Below are 24,764 nucleotides of genomic sequence, written 5' to 3'. Positions count from 1 at the left end.
TAGGAGTGAAGTTATGAGACAGAATTTAAAAGCTTATAAGCAAGTAAATGTAAACAGTAGTTTATTAGAGTCAAATCCACATCAAATTATTTTGATGATGTTTGATGGCATGCTGCAGGGAATTGCAGTAGCTAAAGGAGCAATTGAACGTAAAGACCTTGAACTTAAATCTCAGTCAATTACTAAAGCGATAAATATTCTTGAAGCTTTGCGCCAATCACTAGACTTTGATAGCCAGCCTGAAATTTCGAAAAATTTTGATATTATGTACTGTTATTGTATTGATAGGCTTGCAGATATTAGTGTCTCTTTAGATGTTGCCGCTTTTTCAGAGGTTGTTGAGATGATTAAGCCAATTAGAGATGCATGGTTTGCCATGCCAGAAAATAGCAAGCAAGAAGGTCTGTCGTTATTAGCGGAAAAAAATAAGCTAGCCGAAGGCGCTTAACTTGGCATTCAAGCGTTTAACAAGCCAAATAAATGACTTGTCTGAGCAAGTTGAAACCTTAATATTGGAGGGGGATGAAGAACAATGCCCCGCTCTTTTAGCTCAGCGACAAGAATTATTGGAAGAGCTTAGCGCGTTAATGTTGAGTAAGAATACTTCTTTTTCGCAAGACTACCAAAGTTTTTTAATGAGCATTCAATCACGAGATGAACGTGCAATTGAGCTCATCGCAGAAAGTAAAACTAAAATCATTTTAGAAAGTAGCAATCAAAAAAAGCGCAACAATGCTTTAAATGTTTATCATAAATTTAGTGAGTGATTACATCATGGTGAATCAATGATATTATCGCAAAACTTACTGATTTATTAGGTTTATTTTTATGCTTAAAAAGCGAGTATTAGTTACTGGCGCAGATGGCTTTATTGGTTCTCATCTTGTAGAACTGCTGTTAGCAAACAATTACCAAGTAACAGCTTTAGTGCAATATAATTCTTTTAACTTTTGGGGCTGGTTAGAAGATGTTCCAAATCATAATAATTTAAATATTATTAGTGGTGATATTCGTGACCCACATTTTTGTCAAAAGATAATGCAAAATATCGACATTGTATTTCATTTGGCGGCTTTAATTGCTATTCCTTATTCATACAACGCGCCTCAGAGTTATGTTGCAACTAATGTTACTGGTACACTTAACCTTTGTCAGGCAGCATTAGATAATCAGATCAGTAGATTTGTTCACACTTCCACCAGCGAAGTATACGGAACAGCGCAATATGTGCCAATTGACGAAGAGCACCCTTTACAAGCCCAATCACCATATAGCGCGTCAAAAATTGGCGCGGATGCAATGGCTATGAGCTTTTACAACGCCTTTAATTTACCGTTAAGCATTGCGCGTCCGTTTAATACTTATGGCCCAAGGCAGTCTGCTCGGGCGATTATTCCAACCATTATTAGTCAAATCGCCAATGGTGAAAAACAAATAAAACTCGGTGATCTATCACCAACACGTGATTTTAATTATGTGACGGATACATGTCGTGGGTTCCTAGCTATTGCCGAAAGTAAAAGAGCGATTGGTGAAGTCGTCAATATCGGTTCAAATTTTGAAATTAGTATGGCGGACACCTTAAACTTAATTAAAGATATCATGAATAGTGACGTTGAGTTTATTAGTGATGAACAAAGAATTCGGCCTGAAAAATCGGAAGTGTTTCGTCTTTGGTGTGATAACCAAAAAATTAAAGAGCTGACCGATTTTGAGCTAAAAATCACTATTAAAGAAGGTTTAAGTAAAACGGTTGATTGGTTTGTAAAACCTGAAAACCTGAGCAAGTATAAGCACAGTATTTATAATGTTTAAATTCCTATTTAAGGCAATATAAGATGAGGAATATCGCAGTTTTTACTGGAACTCGTGCTGAGTACAGTCTGTTATATTATCTGCTCAAATTTTTACAGCAAGATTCAAATATTAATTTACAGCTTTTTGTTGGCGGAACACACTTATCTTATAAGTATGGTTATACAATTGAACAAATTATTGATGACGGCTTTACTGTTACTGAAAAGCTAGACTTCCTTGCTTCTAAAAATAGAGTAAATGACATTAGTGCGTCTCTATCTTTAGCAATTAGTTTAAGTAGCTATGCAATAACAAAGCATTCACCTGATATCATTGTTCTGCTGGGAGATAGATATGAGGCACTTGGTATTGCACAAGCTGCAATGATTAATAGGGTGCCGATTGCTCATATTCATGGTGGTGAAATTACCGAAGGTGCTATTGATGATGTGATCAGACATGCTATCACTAAAATGTCTCATATACATTTTACGGCAACAGAAGCATATCGTAATAGAGTTATTCAGCTAGGAGAGTTTCCTGATAGGGTTTTTAATGTTGGAGCTCCAGGGATAGATAGTATTAAACGTATTAAACTTTTATCAAGAAATGAAATGCAGAATGTTTTCAATGATAAGCTAAATAAACCGTTTTTTTTGGTTACATATCATCCGGTAACATTATCAAACTCTGGAATGGTAGATGATTTGAAATGTTTGTTGTCAGTATTACGAACGTTTGAAGATTATCAAATTATTTTGACTTACCCTAATGCCGATGATTTTGGGCAAGAAATTATTAATTACATTGAAAAGTATGCACAAGAGCAGCCAGATCAAGTGTTCTTAGTGAAAAGCTTAGGGCAGTTACGCTATCTATCGGCTATGAAGTATGCAGAGGCTGTTATTGGCAATACATCAAGTGGGATAATTGAGGCTCCATCATTTAATGTACCTACAGTGAATATTGGTGACAGGCAGAAAGGGAGGCTTGCGAGTAATAGTGTCATTCAGTGTCCAGCTGATGCTGAAAATATAACCAAAGCCATTAATAAAGCCCTATCCAAAGAGTTTAAAAATTCTCTCAAATTTGAGCGCAATCCATATGGTAACGGAGGAGCCTCAGAGCAAATATACCGTAAGCTGAAGAATTTTAACTTGAAAAATATAATCCAAAAAAAATTCTTTAATATACCTGTCAATTGAAACTTAAATGAGGTAGATGTGATTGCGACGTTAATTATTGCTGAGGCTGGTGTTAATCATAATGGTCAATTGGATATCGCCTACCAATTGGTTGATGCGGCAGTTGAAGCTGGCGTAGATATTATAAAGTTTCAAACATTCAAAGCAGAAAAATTAGTCACTCAGTATGCTAAGCAAGCGCAGTATCAATCTACCAATACAGAAAAAGACGAATCACAGTACGCTATGCTTAAAAAGTTAGAGTTGACTTTTGAAGAGCATATGTTGGTGTATAAGTACTGTCAGCAGAAAGGCATTGAGTACTTGTCGACAGCATTTGATGAAGATAGTTTGTATTTCTTGGTCAATGACATAGGTTTGAAGCTATTGAAAATCCCTTCAGGAGAAATAACGAATGCGCCATTAGTGTTAGCGCATGCCTATACTGGTTTGCATCTAATAGTCTCAACGGGAATGGCAACATTAGAAGAGATAAAATTAGCATTAGGGGTTATTGCTTTTGGGCTTTTGAACCGTTCTACACGAGAAAATGCGCCAAGTATAAACGCGTTTAAAGCAGCATATGACTCCGTTGAAGGAAAAAAGTTATTAGCTGATAAAGTATCATTACTGCATTGTACCACTGAGTATCCAGCACCATACGAAGAAGTTAATCTCAATGCAATAGAGCTTATGAAAGATGAGTTTAACTTACCCACAGGTTATTCTGATCATACCGAAGGCATTTTAATTCCTCCTATTGCCGTTGCTAAAGGTGCGGTTATTGTAGAAAAACATTTTACCTTAAACCGTAAAATGAAGGGACCAGATCATAAGGCTTCAATAGAACCCGAAGAATTAAGCCAAATGGTTAAAGACATAAGGTTGGTGGAACTTGTGCTTGGCTGTAAAAATAAATCCCCAACTGTTAGTGAGCGTAAAAACATACCTGTCGCGAGAAAAAGTATTGTCGCAAGTAAATCAATTGAAAAGGGGAAGTTTTTTACCACTGATAATTTAACAGTGTTAAGGCCTGGTAGTGGTGTTTCACCGATGAACTACTTTGATTTAATAGGGCGCAAAGCAAATAAAGATTATAAAAGTGGCGACCTAATTATGCTTTAGTTAGCTTTATTGGCGTAATAATTGTATTAAAAATTATATTAGTTATGAATGGGCACTTAATTAAGCAGTATTATAGTTGCACATTCTGAACATTTGGGAGCATAGTATGGGGCATAAGTGGCAAGAAATTCTTGTATCGCCTGATACCTCAATGGAAGAAACGATTTCTGTCATTGATAAAGGGGCACTTAAACTTGCGTTAGTTGTTGATAGTGCTTGTCAATTACTTGGCGTAGTTACCGATGGTGACATTAGAAGGGCACTGATCAAACATTTGAGCATGAGCTCAGAAATTCAAAATGTTATGCATAAGACACCGTTAGTTGCCCCCCCAAATACATCACGTTCCAAATTACTAAATATGATGAATGCAAAAGGTTTAACAGCTATTCCTATTTTGGAGAAGGGGAAAGTTATTGGCCTTGAGACGTTGCAAAAAGTTATGGATGCCAAGCGTTATGATAATCCGGTATTTTTAATGGCTGGAGGTTTTGGAACTCGGCTAAAACCCTTAACGGATAATTGCCCTAAACCATTGCTAAAACTAGGTGACAAGCCGATATTAGAAACTATCTTGGAAAATTTTATCAGCTCTGGTTTTCATCAATTTTATATATCAACGCATTACATGCCTGAGGCGATAAGAGAACATTTTGGTGACGGCAGTAAGTGGGGAGTTGATATTTATTATACTCATGAAAAAATGCCACTAGGAACAGGTGGAAGCTTAGGGTTATTACCTTCTAACCTACCAGACCTACCAGTAATTATGATGAATGGCGATGTGCTTACAAAAATTGATTTTGAACTACTGCTAGAGTACCACAATCTGCATCAACCAATATGTACTATGTGTGTTAGAGAAGATGAATACCAAGTACCTTACGGTGTTGTTGAGGCGAATGAAAATAGAATTACTAGCTTAGTGGAAAAGCCTGTTCATAAATATTTTATAAATGCGGGGGTTTATGTTGTAAGTAGAGGTATGGTTAAATCTGTTCGGCAGAACCAGCGCATTGATATGACTGAACTAATTGAAAATTCAATAGCTCGTGATGATTATGTTGCCATGTTTCCTGTTCATGAATATTGGTTAGATATAGGTAAAATGGTCGATTTTTATCAAGCTCAAAAAGATGTTATGCAAGGTGGTAGGTTTGATGGCTGATTTAGTAAATCATAGTAAAGGTGCGCGTATATTAGCCATCATTCCAGCGCGAGCAGGGAGTAAAAGACTACCGGGGAAAAATAGTAAACTATTATTTAGTAAGCCTTTGATTGAGTGGACAATAGAGGCGGCGCAGAAGTGTCAATACTTGACTGACATTATTGTTAGTACAGATAGTGAAGAAATAGCTCAAATAGCTAGAAATTGTGGGGTCCCTGTACCATTTATGAGACCAGCAGAGTTTTCTGGAGATAAAGCAACAGCGATAGATGTTATTGAGCATACAGTTAGTTACTTGCAAAGCCGAAAAAAGCACTATGACTACATTATTTGGTTACAACCTACTTCCCCCTTACGAACAGAACAAGATATTAATGGCGCAGTGAAAATGATATTGGATCGGCAAGCAGATGCCGTGATTAGCGTTTGTGAATGTGATCATTCACCATTGTGGAGTAATACACTAGATGAAAATGCGAGCATGGATAATTTTTTGTCTTCATACGTAAGAGAAAACCCACGTAGTCAAGCTCTTCCTGATTACTACCGGTTAAATGGCGCTATTTATATTGCTCGAATTGAAAATCTTTTACAGGCAAAGAGTTTTTTTCTAAATAAGAACGTTTTTGCTTATAAAATGGATAAAGAGTCATCAATTGATATAGATAACCATTTGGATTTTAAACTTGCTGAATTGCTACTGGCCGATAGTCATAGTTAGGTTATGTGATATTAGCATCGAACGGTAAAATTTTAAATTTATTGAACAACTCGATGCTAAATGTGTTTAGACAACGTCCTTAATTTTTTCCAAATATAAATTTGCTTGGCTATGCGTGCTATCGCTAGCTAGAACAACCTCAAACGCTAATTTCGCGGCATCGAATGCGCCGATATCAAAATAAAAAATACCTAAATTGCTCCATATATAAGAATCTTTAGGGTGAGTTTGGATAAACTCTGTATAGCAATCAATTGCTTTGTCCTGTTCATTCAACAGTTGCAGTAATTTAGCGTATTGTGGAATATAAACACTAGCAATATTAGTGAGCTTGTGCAGACATGCTTTTGCGAGGTCATAATTTTCTACTTTGAATGCAATTGCGGCAATTTGCTGCAATTCATCTTCCAAAATGTCTTCATTTGCTAGTAATTCGAAATTAGCGAGAGCATCAGTCTCGTTATTTGCGGCGGTGAAGTAATATGCCTGACATAGATGATACAGGGACTTAGCATCATCCTTGTTTTGCATATGTAACTTTAAACTCTGTGCCAGCGTTTTTAACGCGTCGACATTTTTTTGATGAAACAAGGTGATTATTTTTCGCCTGACACCGTGTAATGACGCCTCATTTTTAGTGCGAGCCAAATGACGAGTATCTTCATTGGCTATAATTTCATCAAACTGTGTCTCAAAGTGGTCGAATTGCTGTTGTATTGACTGTGAAAGCGTATTTTTAAGCATAGGCCTATTGTTAAGCCAATGTTTTGCTCGTCCAGGTGTTTTGTCATTTTGCCATTGTTTTATTAAGGTAGGTATATCGGCACTCGTTTTCTGTTCTTCTATGCGATTGAGTATTCTTATTTTTGTTTCTTCGAGAAGAGCTAGCAAAACTTTGCAGGTATCGATATATGCTTGGTAAAATAGTCGGCCAGTTTCTTCAAGCTTGCTATCAGACCACTCTTCAGAAGAGTCTGTTTGTGCTGAGACAATAAATTTATCTACACCGAAATTTTTAACGAATTTTGTCGATTTTTTATATTTGGTATTGAGGATTTTCTCTATTTTGTCCATCTGAATTTTATATTTGAAATTCTCACTTTCTTTACCTTGTTCAGAAAAAAGTTGGCTATTAGCCTCAAGAGCTTCTTGCGCAAGTCGATTTATTTTCTTTATATCCGACAAGGTTTTTTCTACATTCTTGAGCACCTTATTATAGTCTTGTACGACGGCATTGCTTTTTTTATTGGGAATGAGTAGATTTATTTTTTTATCGAATAAGCAGGCTTCATCTGTAAAAGAAAGTGCTTCGGTAGGAATATGATTTATATGTTCAACTTTAGCGGCATTTTCAGACAGGTTATATATATTGATGTTTAACTTACTGGCCCTTAAGGCTTCATTCGCTATACCTTCAGCAGCTTGTTCAAAAACTATCAGTGTCTCTACTGTTTTTCCCGCATACGTCTCTACCCATTTACCTGTTTGACCAAGTGTGGGGCCCACTTTTGCCTCATTACTACCTGATGCATGGGTAACGCCTTTTTCTGAAAAACATAAATCAACACCAGAAAGTAATATATTGCTAAAGCCAAAATCAATTGCGGCTTTAAGCGCGGTATTGGTCACGGTTGGGCCGCAGGAAATTAAATTATTTTCATCTTCCTTTACATCCCATGGGTATCGGCGATCCATGTAAACGTTTTTTCCCTGCCATTGAGCCAGTAATAATGGTGTGACGTTATTGCTATGGAGAAATAGTACGGAATTGGGAAATAGTAACTGCTCTTTGGAGACATCAAAGCTAATTTCAAAGGGATCTACTGAAACAACTATGTTTGGTGTAATGCCTATTTGAAGTAGTTTTTTAGCAATTCGAGATACCGCAATAATAACGACATGCTGGTGATTTTCTTTTAGCCATTTGATACTTTCATCAAGCGAAGGTCCTCCCGCAAGTATTATGCAGGTCTCTGATGCAAACTGGTTCTTAAGCACTGATGCCGGTGTGTTATTTTCACAGATGTTTTTAAGTTGCGTGCTCATAAAAGGGGATACGGCGAGAGTTGCACGGGTGAAAAAACGTAAGCTTTGAAAGTCCTGCTCAAATGATAATATTGCGCTGTTATAGGCGGGCAAATAGGAATCGATAGCCGCTAGAGATTTAATATACTTACAATTATCTTTATATAAATATAGCTCTATTCCAAACTCAGCTGCTTTATCTTGCCATTGGTCAATGGCACAAATATCAATATTTTCGGGTAAATCTGAAATATCAAATTTACTCTCAAGTAACTTAATAACGTGTGGCAGCTCAATAAAAAGATAGCGGGTATCAGCAGGGGACTCTTGTTGCCGTATGTAATCGAGCAATAAGCCAGAATCAGTGCCAAGTACGATATAAAAGCTATTTTCTTTTGCTAATTTCTCTTTATATAGTCTTTTAAAAATAGAAGCCGATGGCTCTTTTATAAAGGCGTTACGATTGATGGAATATAAATACTCTTCATTGAATGAAGATAATAAAAAGCTTTCGTTTACGTCCATAGTTTACTCATTATTTTACAGCGAGTTGCTCAATGTTTTTAACAGGAATAGCCAGTGGGCCGGCTTTTCTTAAAGGCTTAAGGTTAAATGTTACTTTCGGAATAGCAATTTGATTCGTCAATGTCTGTGCATCACCCCAATGTTTTTCTGATTGATCTAGTAATCTAAGATCTTTCAAATAGACAATTTGTTGCAAACCTAGTAGTTGTAACGCGGAGAACTCATGGGAGATAACGGCTGTAATTTTACTCGCATCACCTAAATCCATAATGTAAGCTTCAAGATCGCCATTATATTGCTCTAAAATGGAATCTTTGTATTGGTAATACCATTCTGATCCTGGGTAGGGTGTTGCAAAGTGTGGTTTTGCAGTTATCCCTAATTTACTTAATGCATTTACCGTATTTCTAACGCTTTCAAAGCTTTCTTCAGGAAATCCTATAATGATGTTAGGTATAGGCTTAATTCCAGATGCCATGCATGTAGCGATGCTATTAAAGTTCTTTCTAGCATTAGAGCCTTTGCCTAAGTTTTTTAGTATCTTTGGATCAAATGATTCTAATCCATAGACTAAATGGGTACAGCCTGCTTCATGCATTAATTTTAAAGTTTCAGGGCGATGCAGTCCAGCATGACTTGTTCCGTTCCAATGCACTCCTTTACAGTTTTCGTCGTGTGCTATTCCTTTTTGGCGACATGTGGGTTGAAGACCTGCTTCAATCCACTTCTTGCATAATTCTTTTAGCCAAGTTCCTTTACTCGCCACATCCATTGTCATAAGATTTTCATCAATAAATGCCGCAAAATCAATATCGTAAGTGTCATGTAAATGTTTTACCATAGTTACGATGTAATCGGCACTGTGATAGCGAATGTTACGACCATAGGTAAAGACCACATCATTATCTCCGTCCTCATTGGGTTCGATCAGCATGTCTCCTGTTGTGCCCAAATGCCAACAATATTTACAGGTTAAGCCACAGCCAAAACTACCATTGATATCCATTCGCCTTTTTGAGGTAAATGACTCTTCACTAAACAGTGATGCCGAGTTTTCAAAATATATATCAAGTGGAAATAGTTCCCAAGCTGGCCATGGAAGCTCATCGAGGTCATGAATATTTGGTCTAACATTTGTTAAATGTGATTTGCCGTCTTTATCACGGTAAATAACCCCTAATATTGAGGAGAAGTCATAATTTTTATTATCTATGGAATTCAGGACTGCTGGAAATGTTTTGAAGGATTCACCTATACATCCAACATCAATCTCGGGTAGCCATTTAAATATTTCATGTGGCATGCTTGTTAAAAACCCACCTCCAGCAATAATAGTAGCGTTTGGTGCAGCCTTACTGATTAATTTACAAGCTTTTTTAATATAATTGTATGTCGTTGTTAGACCACCAATACATATAGCATCCCAATCATCTGCTTGACAGACTTCGGTAATGGTATCAATGGAAAGGCGCCACGCGTTTGCGTCATATACTTGTACTAAATGCCCTTTCTTAATTGCGATTGCTGCTAACAAAGCGATACCATATGGAATATGTCTTGGGACATCTTCCTCTCGAACAACTGGATTAATAAATAAAATTTTGGCCATTTTATCTTTCCCTAGTTATAAATTCATTTAGTGTTTTACAGGGTAAATTGTCGCTATAAAGTGTGCCTGCTTCAGAGCAATTGATAGTCTCACCCATTGACTTTTCTAACAGTTGAAGGAAATTTCGTCGATACCAATAATAGGTAGGATCTGTATAAAATACTTCATCAGTTTGAGGAAAGGTGAACTTAGCAAACAACTCGTCTAGTTTGGTTTTGCTGTCTACAAATTCTTGCAGTTCATAGTATGTTTGGGTCATTTCTATTGGTGTATCAAGATGGTACCCCAAATCCATTCCAGTCAATGCGATCTTAGGGATTTTTAATACCGCGTTGGCAAAAACCCAGGCAGCAGTACCGACAGTCCCGCCAGTATTCATGCAAGAAAGTTTGTTAATGTTAAATAACTGACGAGTTAAACTATTCTTATTTGATGGCTCATCTACAATAGGGTTCCACCAATACATGTCGAAACCAGCTTCAATAGCTCTTTTGACTACATTTTTAGGTGCAGATGAACATATAATAAGCTTGATTTTTGGAGCATATTTATTTATTAGTTTAATGTTTTCAATATTTTCTTTTATTGAATTATTCCTAAACTCTACATCGAGATCTTGCCGAGAAAAATAGTCATCATTTTGACTATTCTCTTCAAAATCATTGTCTCCAAACCAACGAACAATACGGGTGGGATGAGGATCAAGCGTAACTACATAATCAGGAATAATGTTATTTTTTAAACACTTTACAAGCGAACCATCAATAGCAATTGTCGCGCCTTGATAATTTGACTCTTTAATTTTTTTGAGAACATCGTATTTGTGCAAACTAGGTCCTGCGCTAATAACGATTGCTTCTTGTTGCTTTAAAGCATCAAGTGAAGAGAGATTTTTAAAACTTTTATGGCAGAATTGGCGATTATGTTGGGCATTAGTAATCAAATCATTACTGTGCCACTTCTTTCCAATGTCGGTTATTTTTTCTACAACGTTTGTGAACGAAGTGTTTAATTCTTTTTCTTGCATTATGGCGCCTGAATGTTTTGTATACGCAAATTTATTCATCATCGCCTGACCAAGTTAGGTCAGTGCGTTCAACATAAACCATACTGCCGCCAATAGAATTTAACGCTGCTTTTTTAAATTCATCTTGCAATGTACCAGCTTCATTATTCTCTGTATTTGCTTCAACCTGCTTCTTCGGAGTGAAATTGCCTTTTAATAAATTACTCATGAGTTATCTCGCTATTATATTACTTTGATATTATCTAATTAGAACTAGGCTCTATTGATACACTTTAAGCACTAATCATGCCGCAACCTAAGTAGATATCTTTTTTGAGTTAATAAATGCTACGTTAGGCATATTAGCATTTAAGGGCAGAAATTAATAAGTCAATTATATGACATGCTAGCGTCAATTTTTTGTTGATAATTTAATTGAGCAAGTTAATATGGCGTAACTTAAAATATTAAAAGAATTATCAGGGAATTATGCAAGGGCAAAAACACATTCTAGTAGTTGATAACGACGCGGCAAGGCGTCAGCAAATAGAAACCGTTTTAGCATTTGTCGGCGAACACTTTTATGTTTTTGCAGAAGATGAATTAGATAAGCATCTTGCTGAAGTATCGAATATATTGACGGTTATTTTTTGTGGTGATATTTCCACTAAAATGCAAGAAACCATAAAATCACACCCTACTTGTCCTTTTATTTTTCATGATATTGTTGATAAGAGCTTAATTAAAGGTTTTGCCAATATCGTTGGTGAGTTATCAACACCACTAAATTATGCACAATTAACCGAACTAATTCACCATAGCCACCAATACCATAATAATTTACCGTCAAAGCGCAATGTCAGCGGTCCGAATCCACTGTTTCGCTCATTAGTTGGTACCAGTGAGCCAATGCAACAAGTACGCTTTTTAATAGAACAAGTGGCAAGCACAGCTGCCAATGTTTTAATTTTAGGTGAATCCGGCACTGGTAAGGAAGTGGTAGCCCGTAATATTCATAACTTATCTGATCGCCATAAAGCACCATTTGTACCAGTTAACTGTGGCGCTATTCCGCCCGATTTACTGGAAAGTGAATTGTTTGGTCATGAGAAAGGTGCATTTACTGGTGCGATCTCAACGCGAAAAGGCCGCTTTGAAATGGCGGAGGGTGGAACACTTTTTCTTGATGAAATAGGTGATATGCCACAGCCAATGCAAGTCAAGTTATTGCGAGTACTGCAAGAGCGTACATTTGAACGTGTTGGTGGCGCCAAAAGTATTAAGGCTAATGTACGTATTGTGGCTGCGACTCATCAACATTTAGAGGAAATGATAAAAACTAATCAATTTCGTGAAGATTTATATTATCGTTTGAATGTTTTTCCGATTGAAACACCGGCACTTAGAGAACGCAAAGAAGACATACCGTTATTATTACAAGAGCTTATTTCTCGTTTTTCTGCAGAGCAAGGTCAAACGGTACGATTTACCGATAAAGCAATTGAGTCTCTGCAAGAGCACCCATGGGCGGGTAATGTTCGCGAGTTATCAAACTTAATTGAACGTATGATTATTATGTTTGCAGAGCAGGTGGTAAATGTTGGGCAGTTGCCATTGAAATATCGTCATATTGACGTTGAAGAATATCAGCCTGAGTACCCTGAAGAGTTGCAAGAGCGTGAAGCTATTAATGAATTGTTTTCTGGCTTTGATTATGATGAAGAAGATGACGACATTGAACAAGCCGCAGCTTTCACTGAGCAAAATAGTGCCGGTAATCAGGTTGATGTACTGCCTCATGACGGATTAAATTTAAAAGAGTATTTGGCCGAACTTGAAGTGTCTTTGATTAATCAAGCTTTAGATAAAAATGACTGGGTGGTTGCACGTTCAGCTGAACTACTCGGCATGCGTCGAACGACATTAGTTGAAAAAATGCGCAAGTATAGTTTGCAAAAAGAGAGTTAGTCATTACCAAAATATTTTAATATTTATCTTTTTAGACGGGAAATAATTAGGTAAATGTTCCGCCTGCTACTGAGCTAACTCTTTTATTTCATACCACGAATCAGCCATTTTATTGACAGCCTAAATCACTACAAAAAACTCTATTATCTGTTGAATTTTAAGGGATTAATTGTTTGGCATAATTAATGCTTTATCTGAGTGTTACTCGTTACTCAGGTAAAACATTATGGCATTAGCTTTTTCTACAACAAACCGTTCATCCACAGCAAGCTCGGTGCTGACTCGGGCGTTTACTTCGCTCAATGATGATAATTTACACCAAGAAAAAACGATCTGTTTAGAAAAAGAAAGTTTCCCTGGTGAATTGATGCTTTTACGTCAACAGAACCAACAAAATCAGCAAGTCATTGATGTGATGCCAACCGGAATGATCATGCTCGATGGTAATGGCATTGTTGTCAAAATGAATCATATGGCGCAGCAATTACTTGATGAGCCCATTTTAGGGCAAGCATGGTATGAGGTGATTAAGCGTTCATTTAAACCAAGAGCAGATGATTGGCATGAAGTTTCTTTAAATGATGGTCGACGAGTAAAGCTAGAAATCACCGCTCTTGGCGATCAACCAGGTCAACTGATCATGATAACTGACTTGACCGAAACTCGCTTACTACAAGATAAATTGGGACAATTACAACGTTTGTCATCATTGGGTCGTATGGTGTCCAAACTTGCCCATCAAATTAGAACTCCGCTCTCTGCCGCTATGTTATATGGTGCGAATTTACGCAATAAAAAGCTGACAGAAACGGCTCGTGAAAGTTTTCAAGATAAATTAGTTTCACGACTGCAAGATTTAGAACAACAGGTTAACGATATGCTGCTATTTGCTAAAAGTGGTAAACAAGCCGTCGTCGAACCTGTAAATGTTAATCAGCTGATTGAACATGCCAAGCAAGCGCTTGAGCCACAAACCATTCAGGCGGGAGCAAAAGTTAATCTACATTTTTGCAAACAAGGCTGTGAGATATTAGGCAATGTCAATGCCTTATCTGGTGCCATTCAAAACCTCATCCATAATAGCTTAGCGGTAATCAAATCAGCTGCGGTGATTGATATCAGTGCCTATTGTAAAGATGAACATGCCTACATCAGCGTTCGTGATAATGGTCCCGGCATTGGCGCAGAACTCGCGGATAAAATTTTTGAACCCTTTTATACCTCACGTAGCCAAGGCACCGGCTTAGGACTCGCGGTTGTTAAGTCAGTAACTAATGCCCATCAAGGGCAAGTGCGTTTGCTTAGCCAACCTGGAGAAGGGGCACATTTTTGTCTAAAAATTCCTAAATTAATGAAGAATCAACCTATGTCAGGCACCGACAAGCCTGATAGCGAAACCATTTGTGCTGAAGGAGTACTGTAATGAGTTCAAGTAAAATCATGGTGGTAGAAGATGATGCTGGTTTACGAGAAGCACTTGTTGATACGTTACTATTGGCTGGCTACCAATGTTTTCCGGTTGAATCTGGTGAAGAAGCATTAGTGCAATTAAAGTCTAATTCGGTCGACTTGGTGGTAAGTGATGTGCAAATGGGCGGTATGTCCGGACTTTCATTGCTAAAAAGTATTCGTCACGGTTACCCGAAATTACCGGTATTAATTATGACGGCTTACGGCACCATAGACGATGCAGTGCAGGCTATGAAGGACGGTGCTTGTAATTATATGGCTAAGCCTTTTGCGCCTGAAGTTCTACTTAATATGGTCAATCAATATGTGCCACTAGAATTACAAGACGCTTGTGAACCAGTTGCTGAAGATGCAACCAGTGTCCAATTACTTACACTTGCGAAAAAAGTCGCCAGTACTGAAGCATCCGTTATGGTGCTGGGGCCTAGCGGCTCAGGTAAAGAAGTTTTAGCGCAATATATTCATAAATACTCGCCGCGCAGTCAACAACCTTTTGTCGCGATTAACTGTGCCGCCATCCCCGAAAATATGCTGGAAGCCACTTTGTTCGGTTATGAAAAAGGTGCCTTTACCGGGGCAATTCAGGCATGTCCAGGTAAGTTTGAACAAGCTCAAGGCGGAACAATTTTATTAGATGAAATTACCGAAATGGACCTTGGCTTACAAGCGAAAATATTGCGAGTATTGCAGGAAAGAGAAGTTGAACGCTTGGGTGGACGCAAAACGATTAACTTAGATGTTCGAGTGATCGCCACCAGTAATAGAGACTTAAAAGAGGCGGTTAGTGAGGGGATCTTTCGCGAAGATTTATATTATCGCCTAAATGTTTTTCCGTTAACTTGGTTACCATTAAATCAACGTCGTGATGATATTGTACCATTGGCCCAGCATTTGATTGCTCGCATCTGCCAAAAAGACGGTAATGTCATTCCAGAGTTGACCTCAGCTGCACGCAGTAAATTGTTTGCTTACGATTGGCCAGGTAATGTACGTGAACTGGATAACGTAGTACAACGAGCGCTTATTTTGCAAAGTGAGCGCTGTATAGATGCAGGTGATCTACTTATTGAAAACTTTGAACCTCCGAAAGCGCAAGATACTGCAATGCCAGCAGCCAAAGATGACAAGTTAGGTAGCGAGCTTAAATTACAAGAACATCAAATTATTTTAGATACCTTACATGCTTGTCGAGGTAGTCGTAAGGATGTTGCAGAGCGCTTAGGTATCAGCCCTCGAACTTTACGTTATAAAATTGCTCGAATGCGTGACAGTGGTATCCAAATTCCACTTTAGCTGTACTTTTCAGTTTTAGTTAACCATACCCGCGAAGATTTTAATCATGGCATAAAAAACAACCTGAAATAGGTTGTTTTTTTGTTTGCTTTTTATAACATTTATTAAATCGTTTGTTATTGATTTTTATGCTGTTATTAAGTGATTTTAAGTGGGTTATGGATGTAACTTACTGCGTTTTCCTCCCTTGGCACTATGCTTGCTTTATCCATTAATAATATTAGGTAACAAGAAATTGACGCAAGTGAGTTAATTATGGATATCAAAAGCAATTCTCTATACGCCCAAATGCAAAGCATGTCGATGGAAGCCATGGGTAATCGCTTACCTATCGGTGAAAGTGCCATGGGTACACCTGCGGTTAGCAAAGCGGGTAGCGATTTCGGCAGCCTGCTAAAAGATGCTGTTAATACCGTTAATGATTTACAAAAAGACACAGGTGCAAAGCGTACAGCCTTTGAAATGGGTGATCGCAGTGTTACACTTGCCGACACTATGATTGCGGCGTCAAAATCAGGTATTGCCTTTGATGCAACCGTTCAGGTTCGTAATAAGTTTGTTGAAGCTTATAAAGAAATTATGAGTATGCCGGTATAGCTGCTCAGTTGTTAATTGAAAAAAATAAAACAAACGTTTTGCGGAGAAAGTAAGTGGCAGATTCAACAGACAACACAGGAATTATGCTGGCAGATGGCAACAATGACTTAGTTGCTAATGACAGTGCAGACAGTGTCGTTGGCGAACAAAAGTCAGGTTTAGCAGGAGCTATGGGCAATGTTGACTTTTTGCGTCAAATTACCATCGTTATGGCATTGGCAATATGTCTTGCCATCGCTATTTTTGTCATTATGTGGGCGAATCAGCCTGAATACCGTATTTTAGCTAAATTACCAACAGAACAACTTATCAAAACCATGGATACGCTTGATGCCAATGGTTATAAAGATGCTTATCACCAAGAAAATAATACCATTTCGGTACAAACTGACGAATACCAAGCCATTAAATTAATGTTAGCGCGTGAAGGGTTAGGAGAAAGCCCAACAGAAGGCGCTGAGATCATCATGCAAGACATGGGTTTTGGTGTTAGTCAACGTCTTGAAACTGAACGATTAAAGCATTCACGCGAGCAACAATTAGCGCGTACTATTGAAGAATTACAAAGTATATCGCGTGCTCGTGTACTGCTAGCTATTCCACGTGAAAATGTTTTTGCTAAACGCGCCAAAAATCCATCGGCCACGGTTGTGTTGACCATGCAACGAGGTCGTTTATTATCAGAAGAAGAAGTCGACTCTGTGGTTGATATTGTTGGCTCTGCCGTGCAAGGCTTAACACCGAACCGAGTGACAGTAACAGATCAGAATGGTCGCTTACTTAATTCCGGCTCACAAGATTCCGTATCGTCTCGTTCACGTAAAGAATTTGAAATTGAGCAAAAACGTGAAAAAGAATACATGGATAAAATCGATTCGATTTTGATCCCTGTGGTTGGTTTAGGTAATTATACCGCGCAAGTTGATGTCGCGATGGACTTTACCAATACCGAGGAAACACAACGTCGTTATAATCCTGACTTACCCGCACTTCGCAGTGAAATGAAAGTTGAGGATAACACCATAGGTGGATTATTGGGGGGGATTCCAGGAGCACTTAGCAATCAACCGCCACTTGAAAGCAATATTCCAGAAAATGCCACGGGTAGTGCGCAACAACAAACCATGCCAGGTCGTAAGCATACTGAGTCAACCCGCAATTATGAATTAGATGAAGCGATTAGTTATACCAAACAGCAAACTGGGGTTATTCATCGCATCAGTGTCTCTGTTGCCTTAGATTATTTGCCCGGTGTTAATGCCGACGGTGAATCAACACCAACGCCACGCTCAGTGCAAGAAATGGCTAATATTCGCCGTTTACTCCAAGGCAGTATCGGTTTCGAATTGCAACGGGGTGACTCGCTTGAAGTGGTGACTTTACCTTTTTTACGTGCTGATGTTGGCGAAGTTGAGAAACTGCCAATGTGGCAAGAGCCGTGGTTTATGAAAATGTTAAAGTTAGTGATGGGGGCATTAGTCATCATTATCTTAATTTTAGCGGTAGTTCGCCCAATGTTGAAACGCTTGATTTATCCCGATCAAACCCCGAATGATTACGGTGATAAGTCATTAGACAGTCATATTGATTTAGGCGATGAAACCATGGACATGCTAACATCAGATTTTGATGCTGGTGCTGTTGGTTTTGCTCCCGATGGTAGTTTACAGTTACCTGATTTACACCGTGACGAAGATGTCTTGAAAGCGGTGCGTGCCTTAGTGGCAAATGAACCAGAGTTATCGTCTCAAGTAGTTAAAAGTTGGTTAAGCGAAGATGAGTGATGAAACCCAAGAAATAGCAGAGATCCCCGCGGCTTCTGGATTTGATGTCAATAAACTTGATGGTGCTGAAAAAGCGGCAATTTTGTTATTGAGTCTTTCTGAAGAAGATGCTGCGCAAATACTGAAGCACTTGGAGCCGAAACAAGTGCAGCAAGTGGGTATGATCATGGCGGCAATGGAAGATTTTACTCAGCAAAAAATTACTGCGGTGCATAAACAGTTTATTAATGAAATTCAAAACTTTTCAACAATAGGTTTCCAAAGTGAAGAATTTGTTCGTAAAGCACTTACCGCGGCATTAGGTGAAGATAAAGCCGGCAATTTGATTGATCAAATTGTGATGGGCAGCGGGGCGAAAGGTCTTGATTCGTTAAAATGGATGGACTCAAAGCAAGTTGCTAATATTATTCGAAATGAACATCCGCAAATTCAGACTATTGTTCTGTCATATTTAGAGCCTGAGCAATCGGCAGAAATTATGACGCAATTCGCCGATAAAGTGCGTTTAGATTTAATGATGCGTATTGCTAACTTAGAAGAAGTGCAACCTGCAGCCTTGCAAGAATTAAATGAAATTATGGAGAAACAGTTTGCTGGTCAAGCTGGCGCGCAAGCTGCGAAAATGGGCGGCTTGAAAGCTGCTGCCGATATCATGAACTATTTAGATACCAATGTAGAAGGTGTGCTAATGGACTCAATTCGTGAGCATGACGAAGAAATGAGTCAGCAAATTCAAGACCTGATGTTTGTCTTTGAAAACCTTGCCGATGTGGATGATCGTGGTATTCAGGCTATCTTAAGAGAAGTACAGCAAGATGCCTTAATGAAAGCGATCAAAGGTACTGATGAGGCCTTGAAAGAGAAAATTATGACGAATATGTCAAAACGTGCTGCTGAAATGCTGGCGGATGATCTTGAAGCCATGGGACCAGTGCGTATTAGTGAAGTAGAAGCTGCCCAAAAAGAAATTCTATCTGTTGCTCGCCGACTATCTGACTCTGGTGAAATCATGCTAGGTGGTGCCGGAGGTGGTGATGAATTCTTATAAGCCGAATAAAATAAGGCATTATTTATGAAGCTTTTATCATGAAACAACTGCACCCAAATAATAATATCTCAATGACCACTGAAGAGATTGATAATCTTGATAAATGGTCATTGCCTGATGTTGAATCTAGCGCTGTAGAGGAAGATGACGGTAAAACTAATGCGATGGGTAAGTCTCGTCGCTGGCGTTATGAACCACCCGAAGAAAGCGAAATAGCAGAGCCGGTGCCATTAACGGCGGAAGAAATCGAAGAAATTCGACAAGCGGCTTATGATGAGGGTTTTAACCAAGGTAAAGAAGACGGCTTTGCTAAAGGTTTTGATGAAGGTAAAGAAGCTGGTCATCAAGAGGGGCTCTCTGCAGGACATGAAGAAGGTGTCAATAATGGTTTAGCGGAAGGTCGAGAAACCAGCGAGCAGCAAATTGCTGCCATGCAAACCTTGTTAGAACAACTACACCAGCCATTAGCAAATGTTGAAAAAAATGTTGAAGCGCAATTATTGCAACTTGTGGTGCAATTAACGGAAGCGGTGACTAAGCACGAAGCAAAAACTAACCCCGACATTTTATTATCGGCAATCGGCGAAGGTATCAAAGCGCTTCCCGGACAAGAGTCACAAATACAAATCTTACTTAACCCGCAAGACATAAAATTGGTTGAGCAGCAATTTGGTGCTGGACATATTCAAGAGCAAGGCTGGCGCTTATTAGCGGCGCCGCAATTACCCGTGGGTAGCTGTCAAATTGAAAATAGCACTTCTAATATAGATCTCAATATTAAATCTCGCTTGAACGAGGTGTTGGAATCTTTTTTGCAAGAAGCTTTGCATCAATAAATTTCTACTAAAAGCGTCAAAAACTTTCTATGGTTGATATAAACCGCATTACCGAGCGTTTAAAAAGCTGCGAACAGCATATCCATCCCCACCGAATTTCCGTGGCGGGTCGCTTAGTGCGTGTTGTTGGGCTAACGCTTGAAGCGGTAGGCGTTAAAGCACATGTCGGTAGTCAATGTTTGGTTGAAACGGCCCACGGTGATCTAATTGCTGAAGTGGTCGGTTTTGCACAAGACATCACCTTTCTAATGCCCGAGCAAAGTCTTCAAGGGGTGCTGCCAGGTGCACGCGTTGTGCCGTTGTCAACGAAAGTTCGCTTGCCGTTATCAATGGATTTACTAGGTCGTGTGGTTGACGGTGTTGGCAAGCCTCTTGATGGTAAAGGACCAATCAAGGCTACTGAAAGTTATCAATATGACAGTAAGCCTATTAATCCACTTTCACGTCGTGCCATCACTGAACCATTAGATGTTGGCGTGCGCTCAATTAACAGTTTCCTAACGGTAGGAATTGGCCAACGTATGGGGCTTTTTGCTGGCTCAGGTGTTGGTAAAAGTGTTTTACTTGGCATGATGACCAGAGGTACAACGGCTGATGTAATTGTGGTGGGGTTAGTTGGTGAGCGTGGCCGAGAAGTTAAAGAATTTATTGAAGAAATTTTAGGTGAAGAAGGACGTAAACGGTCAGTGGTTATTGCCGCTCCTGCAGATAATTCACCATTGATGCGCTTGAAAGGTTGTGAAACAGCGGTACAAATTAGTGAATACTTTCGCGACCAAGGGTTAAATGTACTCTTGCTTATTGACTCAATTACTCGTTATGCCCAAGCGCAACGTGAAATAGCACTTGCCGTTGGTGAGCCCCCCGCAACAAAGGGCTATCCACCTTCAGTATTTTCTAAGTTACCGCAATTAGTTGAGCGAGCGGGTAATGGTGGAGATGGTCAAGGTTCAATTACCGCCTTCTTTACTGTATTAACCGAAGGCGATGATTTACAAGATCCCATTGCCGATGCTGCGCGAGCTATTTTAGATGGTCATATTGTTTTATCACGGAATTTGGCTGATGCTGGCCATTATCCAGCTGTTGATATTGAAGGTTCAATCAGTCGTGTGATGCCAATGGTAACTAGTGAAGAGCATCAACAGCTTTCAAGGCAACTACGACAGGTTTATTCTCTATATCAAGAAAATAAAGATCTAATTTCTATTGGTGCTTATAGCCGAGGCACTGACCCGCGTATTGATCAGGCGATAGATTTACAACCAGTGCTCCAATTTTTCTTACAACAGAAAATGTTAGAAGTGATCCCTTACGATCAAAGCTTAGCGCAATTGCAGGAAATTTTGGCCGCTGCACAAGCTCACGCACAAAAAAATCAACCAGCACAATAACAAGGAATTTTAATAATGAAGCAGTTAAATACCTTGTATAAATTTGAACTTGATAAAGAACAAAAAGCAGCGCAAGCGCTACAAGCCGCAGAGCTAGACTATCAGCAAAATAAAGAACGACTAAAAAGCGTTAGTGATTACCGTCTCGAATATATGCGTCGACTCAATCAACGCTCTCAGGAAGGTATTGACAGTGCGACCTATAGTCACTTTCATGCCTTTATTGCTAAGTTGGATAATGCCGCACAGCAAGTAAAAGTTGCAGCTCATCAAGCTAAAGCGTTAGTTGATACACGAAAAAAGCAATGGTTAGAGCAGCGTAAAAAGATCCAGGCGGTTGAGTTGTTACGTGATAAAAAGCTTGCAGCGCTGCAACTTGCTGCCAACAAACAAGAACAAAAAATGTTTGATGAAATCGCCACCCAGCAATTTGTTCGACGTAATCGTTAATAACCTATATTTAGCGATAGGAATTTTAACTTAAGATAGTGGAATAAAATTTGCTTGATTTAACTATGCAGTGGTAAGCCAAGTGGCTTATCAATAATAAATTTTGAAAAAGGTTGGTTATGTCTTCGTTAAACTTACTCTCTGTTGGAACTAGCCAAGGTGCTGATATAAAAGGAAATGGTTCCGAAAAGGCAATTGATAGAAAAACAACGGAAAGCTCTTTTTCTGATATTGTTGAACGCCATAGCCAAGACCAAAAAGCGTCGTCTTCTAATGAAAATGTCAAAGCCAGCGGCAATAGTGAACCTCGCTCTAAAAACGAGCCGGCAGAGCCACAGCCGATACTTGATCCGAAAAAAGATACGACAGATAAAGAAAAAATTGGTGTCATCGGCAAAAAAAAAGGCGATGAGCATACTTTACCAGTACCAATTGAACCGGCAGTTGATGACATAGAAAATGGTAAAGGTGGCGGCGATGTCCATATCTTACCTGTAATTAGCTTGACTGCAGAAAAAAACAGTCAAACTAATACAAACCAAGCGGATAGTCATATCGCTAAGGGAACTGCACCCGCCAATACTTTGTCAGCGCTGGATGCTGGCAGTACTGAACAACAGCCGACAGAATCAAGTCATGATGATGCGGTTGATTTATTAAACATGTTAAATGGTGCGCAAAAATTATTAAGCAAAGTTGATGGTGAAGAGGCGCAACATGATGTTAACAAAGAGCAGGCTCAGCAAAAACTGACGAAAGAACAAGCATTAACATCTGAGCCGTTATTAAAGTCAGATAATGCTAGTGCGGGTGCCAAGGAGCAGGAGCAAGTTAGCCAAAAAAATTCAGAAGGCATTAAGCTGGAGCCGCAGGCCAATACTGAAAATAATCGCGCTGCTGCTAAGTCAGTTGATGCTGTTGCTAAGCCAATTGATTTAGCCGAACAGAATAAAGCTGAGCAAATTGCCAAGGAGCAAGCTCAGAGTCCTGAAAGTAATAGGGTGGTCAATCTCACAAGTAATGAAGCAAGTAAGAAAGTTAATGTTGAGTTGGATAAATTGCCAAATGATGCGCGGGCCCAAGCGGAAATAAAATCTGAACAAGGGAATGCTGGCGAGGAAGAGCAAGAACCCTCTAGCAAAAATGAATCGTCTGAGCGTCAATTCGTAGCTAGTAAAGGGCAGTCTGAGAATCAAAAGTCTACAAGTATAGAAAGTAAAGCACAGGTAAGCGTCAGCGCAGAAAAAGATGCGCAAATGGCTAACCAAACACCTTCACAGTCATCACTAAAGCAATCTTCTGAAAATAATGAATCAGTAAGTGATGTACGTCAGCAACGAGCAATAAATCAAAGCACTGCCAGTGTTGTAACGGCAACAACAAAAGAGCAAGCGAATCCTGCGGCGTTTAATGGTAACAATAGTGCGAGCACCGATGACAGTTTAGCGGCTAAAACAGGGCAAGCTGAAGAAGAAAGCAAGATGAGTACTGAAAAGCCTGCAATTGTTTCGGAACGTGCAGCATCAATGGTCAACCAAACCATTGAAGCGCAGGCTAATCGTCCCGCGATGAATGCCGCTGAAATAGCGATGCAACAAGAGCAAAGCTTTGAAAGTGTGATGAGTAAGCTAACGAGCAACACGGTGCAATCTCAAAAATCAATTACCACACTTAATACGGAAACTATTGCAATTTATCGCAAGGATTTCGCAGATGCCGTGAAAGATAAAGTCATGGTGATGATTAATCAAAAAATTCAACAAGTCGAAATACAGCTTGATCCGCCAGAAATGGGTAATGTTCATGTGCGAGTTAATTTGCAGAATGAACAAGCCGCAGTGCAATTTGTTGTACAAAACCAACAGGCAAAAGAAGCATTAGAGCAGAATATGGGCAAACTGCGAGATATGTTAGCAGAAAATGGCGTCGATGTTGGTGATGCCAATATTGAGCAGCGCCAGCCAGGAGAGCAGTCACAATCTGCTTCTGGAGAAGCAGGAAGTCAATCTGGAAACAATAACGCAGAGCAAGAGCTTGATGAAAATCAACGGCATGGTCAAAATGTGGTTAAAGCTTCGTCAACTGGTGTTGATTACTACGCATAAATGACGAAACTCGTTGGATTCATCGCTATTCGAGGATATAGTTCAATTATTAATATAAAAATTTTTCAAGGTAGAAACCATGGCAGATGAAAATGAACTTGAATTAGATAATTCTGGTAAGAAAAAGAAGCTCATTATTATTATCACAATTGTCGCTATTCTAGCCATAGGTGGCGGGGCCGCTGCATTTTTTATGATGGGTGGTGAAGAGGAAGTAACGCAAGCTGAAATTGATGCCGCGCTAGATTCAACGTCTGATGAGCAAATGGAAGTGGCGACAGAGGCAAGTGCTGAAACTGGCTCTGCCTTATATGTTCCTATGCCAAGGCCATTTCGTTTTAATGTACCTGGCGCTGCCCGCGATCGATTTGTTGAAATTCGTGTACAGTTGCTTGTACGTGGCGCCGACAATGAAGAAGCAGCTAAAAAACATGTGCCGCTTATTGAAAGCACCTTATTGGCAGTGTTTTCACAGTCAAATGCCGATGATTTAGCCACCAGTGCTGGTAAAACATCGTTAAAGCAAAAGTCGTTGGCAGAAGTACATAAAATTATGAAAGAAGTGGAAGGCAGCAAGGTTGTTGAAAAAGTGTTATTTACTGGCTTTGTAATGCAATAAATAATAGTTGCATACCTACATGTTAATTTAGATAAAGAGA

The 24,764-nt window shown here is 39.1% G+C and carries 22 protein-coding genes; 18 read left to right on the top strand and 4 right to left on the bottom strand.

What is annotated here, in order from left to right:
* Positions 1 to 13: 13 nt before the first annotated feature.
* The 7 genes from fliS (at position 14) to AC27JP_RS03060 (ending at position 5,995) form a co-directional block, all read left to right on the top strand.
* The gene (fliS, locus tag AC27JP_RS03090) at positions 14 to 448 is read left to right on the top strand and encodes a flagellar export chaperone FliS (protein WP_487111975.1); all 435 of its coding nucleotides are present in this window, start codon (positions 14 to 16) and stop codon (positions 446 to 448) included.
* Position 449: 1 nt separating this feature from the next.
* Positions 450 to 767, top strand: a complete 318-nt coding sequence (locus AC27JP_RS03085) for a hypothetical protein (protein WP_487111974.1) — start codon at positions 450 to 452, stop codon at positions 765 to 767.
* A 61-nt stretch (positions 768 to 828) separates the two neighbouring features.
* Entirely contained in the window at positions 829 to 1,815 is a 987-nt protein-coding gene (locus tag AC27JP_RS03080; protein ID WP_487111973.1) for an NAD-dependent 4,6-dehydratase LegB, read from the top strand.
* A 23-nt stretch (positions 1,816 to 1,838) separates the two neighbouring features.
* Positions 1,839 to 3,002 (top strand): UDP-N-acetylglucosamine 2-epimerase, encoded by a 1,164-nt coding sequence (neuC, locus tag AC27JP_RS03075; RefSeq protein WP_487111972.1) that lies wholly within the window; start codon positions 1,839 to 1,841, stop codon positions 3,000 to 3,002.
* A 21-nt stretch (positions 3,003 to 3,023) separates the two neighbouring features.
* Positions 3,024 to 4,106 (top strand): N-acetylneuraminate synthase, encoded by a 1,083-nt coding sequence (gene neuB, locus AC27JP_RS03070; protein ID WP_487113428.1) that lies wholly within the window; start codon positions 3,024 to 3,026, stop codon positions 4,104 to 4,106.
* Between the two features lie 106 nt (positions 4,107 to 4,212).
* Entirely contained in the window at positions 4,213 to 5,274 is a 1,062-nt protein-coding gene (locus AC27JP_RS03065; RefSeq protein ID WP_487111971.1) for a nucleotidyltransferase family protein, read from the top strand.
* On the top strand, positions 5,267 to 5,995 hold the full coding sequence (locus tag AC27JP_RS03060; RefSeq protein ID WP_487111970.1) for an acylneuraminate cytidylyltransferase family protein: 729 nt from the start codon (positions 5,267 to 5,269) through the stop codon (positions 5,993 to 5,995). The genes AC27JP_RS03065 and AC27JP_RS03060 overlap by 8 nt, the downstream gene beginning before the upstream one ends.
* A 66-nt stretch (positions 5,996 to 6,061) precedes the next feature.
* Here the strand turns inward: AC27JP_RS03060 and AC27JP_RS03055 are convergent, their stop codons facing one another.
* The 4 genes from AC27JP_RS03055 to AC27JP_RS03040 are packed head-to-tail and all read right to left on the bottom strand — an operon-like array spanning position 6,062 to position 11,389.
* A complete protein-coding gene (locus AC27JP_RS03055; protein WP_487111969.1) occupies positions 6,062 to 8,545 on the bottom strand; it encodes a 6-hydroxymethylpterin diphosphokinase MptE-like protein in 2,484 nt (827 codons plus the stop codon).
* A 10-nt stretch (positions 8,546 to 8,555) separates the two neighbouring features.
* Positions 8,556 to 10,154: a B12-binding domain-containing radical SAM protein gene (locus AC27JP_RS03050; protein ID WP_487111968.1), complete on the bottom strand. Its 1,599-nt coding sequence runs from the start codon at positions 10,152 to 10,154 to the stop codon at positions 8,556 to 8,558.
* 1 nt (position 10,155) lies between these two features.
* A complete protein-coding gene (locus AC27JP_RS03045) occupies positions 10,156 to 11,181 on the bottom strand; it encodes a 6-hydroxymethylpterin diphosphokinase MptE-like protein (RefSeq protein WP_487111967.1) in 1,026 nt (341 codons plus the stop codon).
* A 31-nt stretch (positions 11,182 to 11,212) separates the two neighbouring features.
* Positions 11,213 to 11,389, bottom strand: a complete 177-nt coding sequence (locus AC27JP_RS03040; protein ID WP_487111966.1) for a hypothetical protein — start codon at positions 11,387 to 11,389, stop codon at positions 11,213 to 11,215.
* A 260-nt stretch (positions 11,390 to 11,649) separates the two neighbouring features.
* Between AC27JP_RS03040 and AC27JP_RS03035 the strand changes: the two genes are divergently transcribed.
* From AC27JP_RS03035 to fliL, 11 genes are all read left to right on the top strand, one after another.
* Positions 11,650 to 13,128: a sigma-54 interaction domain-containing protein gene (locus AC27JP_RS03035; protein ID WP_487111965.1), complete on the top strand. Its 1,479-nt coding sequence runs from the start codon at positions 11,650 to 11,652 to the stop codon at positions 13,126 to 13,128.
* A 226-nt stretch (positions 13,129 to 13,354) separates the two neighbouring features.
* Positions 13,355 to 14,551 (top strand): sensor histidine kinase, encoded by a 1,197-nt coding sequence (locus tag AC27JP_RS03030; protein WP_487111964.1) that lies wholly within the window; start codon positions 13,355 to 13,357, stop codon positions 14,549 to 14,551.
* Positions 14,551 to 15,891, top strand: coding sequence for a sigma-54-dependent transcriptional regulator (locus AC27JP_RS03025; RefSeq protein WP_487111963.1), 1,341 nt, complete (start codon positions 14,551 to 14,553; stop codon positions 15,889 to 15,891). Before AC27JP_RS03030 ends, AC27JP_RS03025 begins: the two co-directional genes overlap by 1 nt.
* A 255-nt stretch (positions 15,892 to 16,146) precedes the next feature.
* A complete protein-coding gene (gene fliE, locus AC27JP_RS03020; RefSeq protein WP_487111962.1) occupies positions 16,147 to 16,488 on the top strand; it encodes a flagellar hook-basal body complex protein FliE in 342 nt (113 codons plus the stop codon).
* Positions 16,489 to 16,541: 53 nt separating this feature from the next.
* Complete coding sequence (fliF, locus tag AC27JP_RS03015) at positions 16,542 to 18,272, top strand: flagellar basal-body MS-ring/collar protein FliF (protein WP_487111961.1); 1,731 nt, start codon at positions 16,542 to 16,544, stop codon at positions 18,270 to 18,272.
* A complete protein-coding gene (gene fliG, locus AC27JP_RS03010; protein WP_487111960.1) occupies positions 18,265 to 19,320 on the top strand; it encodes a flagellar motor switch protein FliG in 1,056 nt (351 codons plus the stop codon). The genes fliF and fliG overlap by 8 nt, the downstream gene beginning before the upstream one ends.
* Positions 19,321 to 19,358: 38 nt before the next feature.
* Complete coding sequence (gene fliH / locus AC27JP_RS03005; RefSeq protein WP_487111959.1) at positions 19,359 to 20,156, top strand: flagellar assembly protein FliH; 798 nt, start codon at positions 19,359 to 19,361, stop codon at positions 20,154 to 20,156.
* Between the two features lie 29 nt (positions 20,157 to 20,185).
* Positions 20,186 to 21,550, top strand: coding sequence for a flagellar protein export ATPase FliI (fliI, locus tag AC27JP_RS03000; protein ID WP_487111958.1), 1,365 nt, complete (start codon positions 20,186 to 20,188; stop codon positions 21,548 to 21,550).
* A 15-nt stretch (positions 21,551 to 21,565) separates the two neighbouring features.
* Positions 21,566 to 22,000: a flagellar export protein FliJ gene (gene fliJ, locus AC27JP_RS02995; RefSeq protein WP_487111957.1), complete on the top strand. Its 435-nt coding sequence runs from the start codon at positions 21,566 to 21,568 to the stop codon at positions 21,998 to 22,000.
* Between the two features lie 119 nt (positions 22,001 to 22,119).
* Positions 22,120 to 24,105, top strand: a complete 1,986-nt coding sequence (locus AC27JP_RS02990; protein ID WP_487111956.1) for a flagellar hook-length control protein FliK — start codon at positions 22,120 to 22,122, stop codon at positions 24,103 to 24,105.
* Positions 24,106 to 24,184: 79 nt separating this feature from the next.
* The gene (fliL, locus tag AC27JP_RS02985) at positions 24,185 to 24,724 is read left to right on the top strand and encodes a flagellar basal body-associated protein FliL (RefSeq protein WP_487111955.1); all 540 of its coding nucleotides are present in this window, start codon (positions 24,185 to 24,187) and stop codon (positions 24,722 to 24,724) included.
* The last annotated feature ends 40 nt before the right edge of the window (positions 24,725 to 24,764 follow it).

The sequence above is a fragment of the Colwellia sp. SU-HH01172 genome, assembly GCF_057553355.1.
The sequence above is the reverse complement of the archived record's forward strand: the minus strand, read 5'-3'. Positions and strand labels throughout refer to the sequence as shown.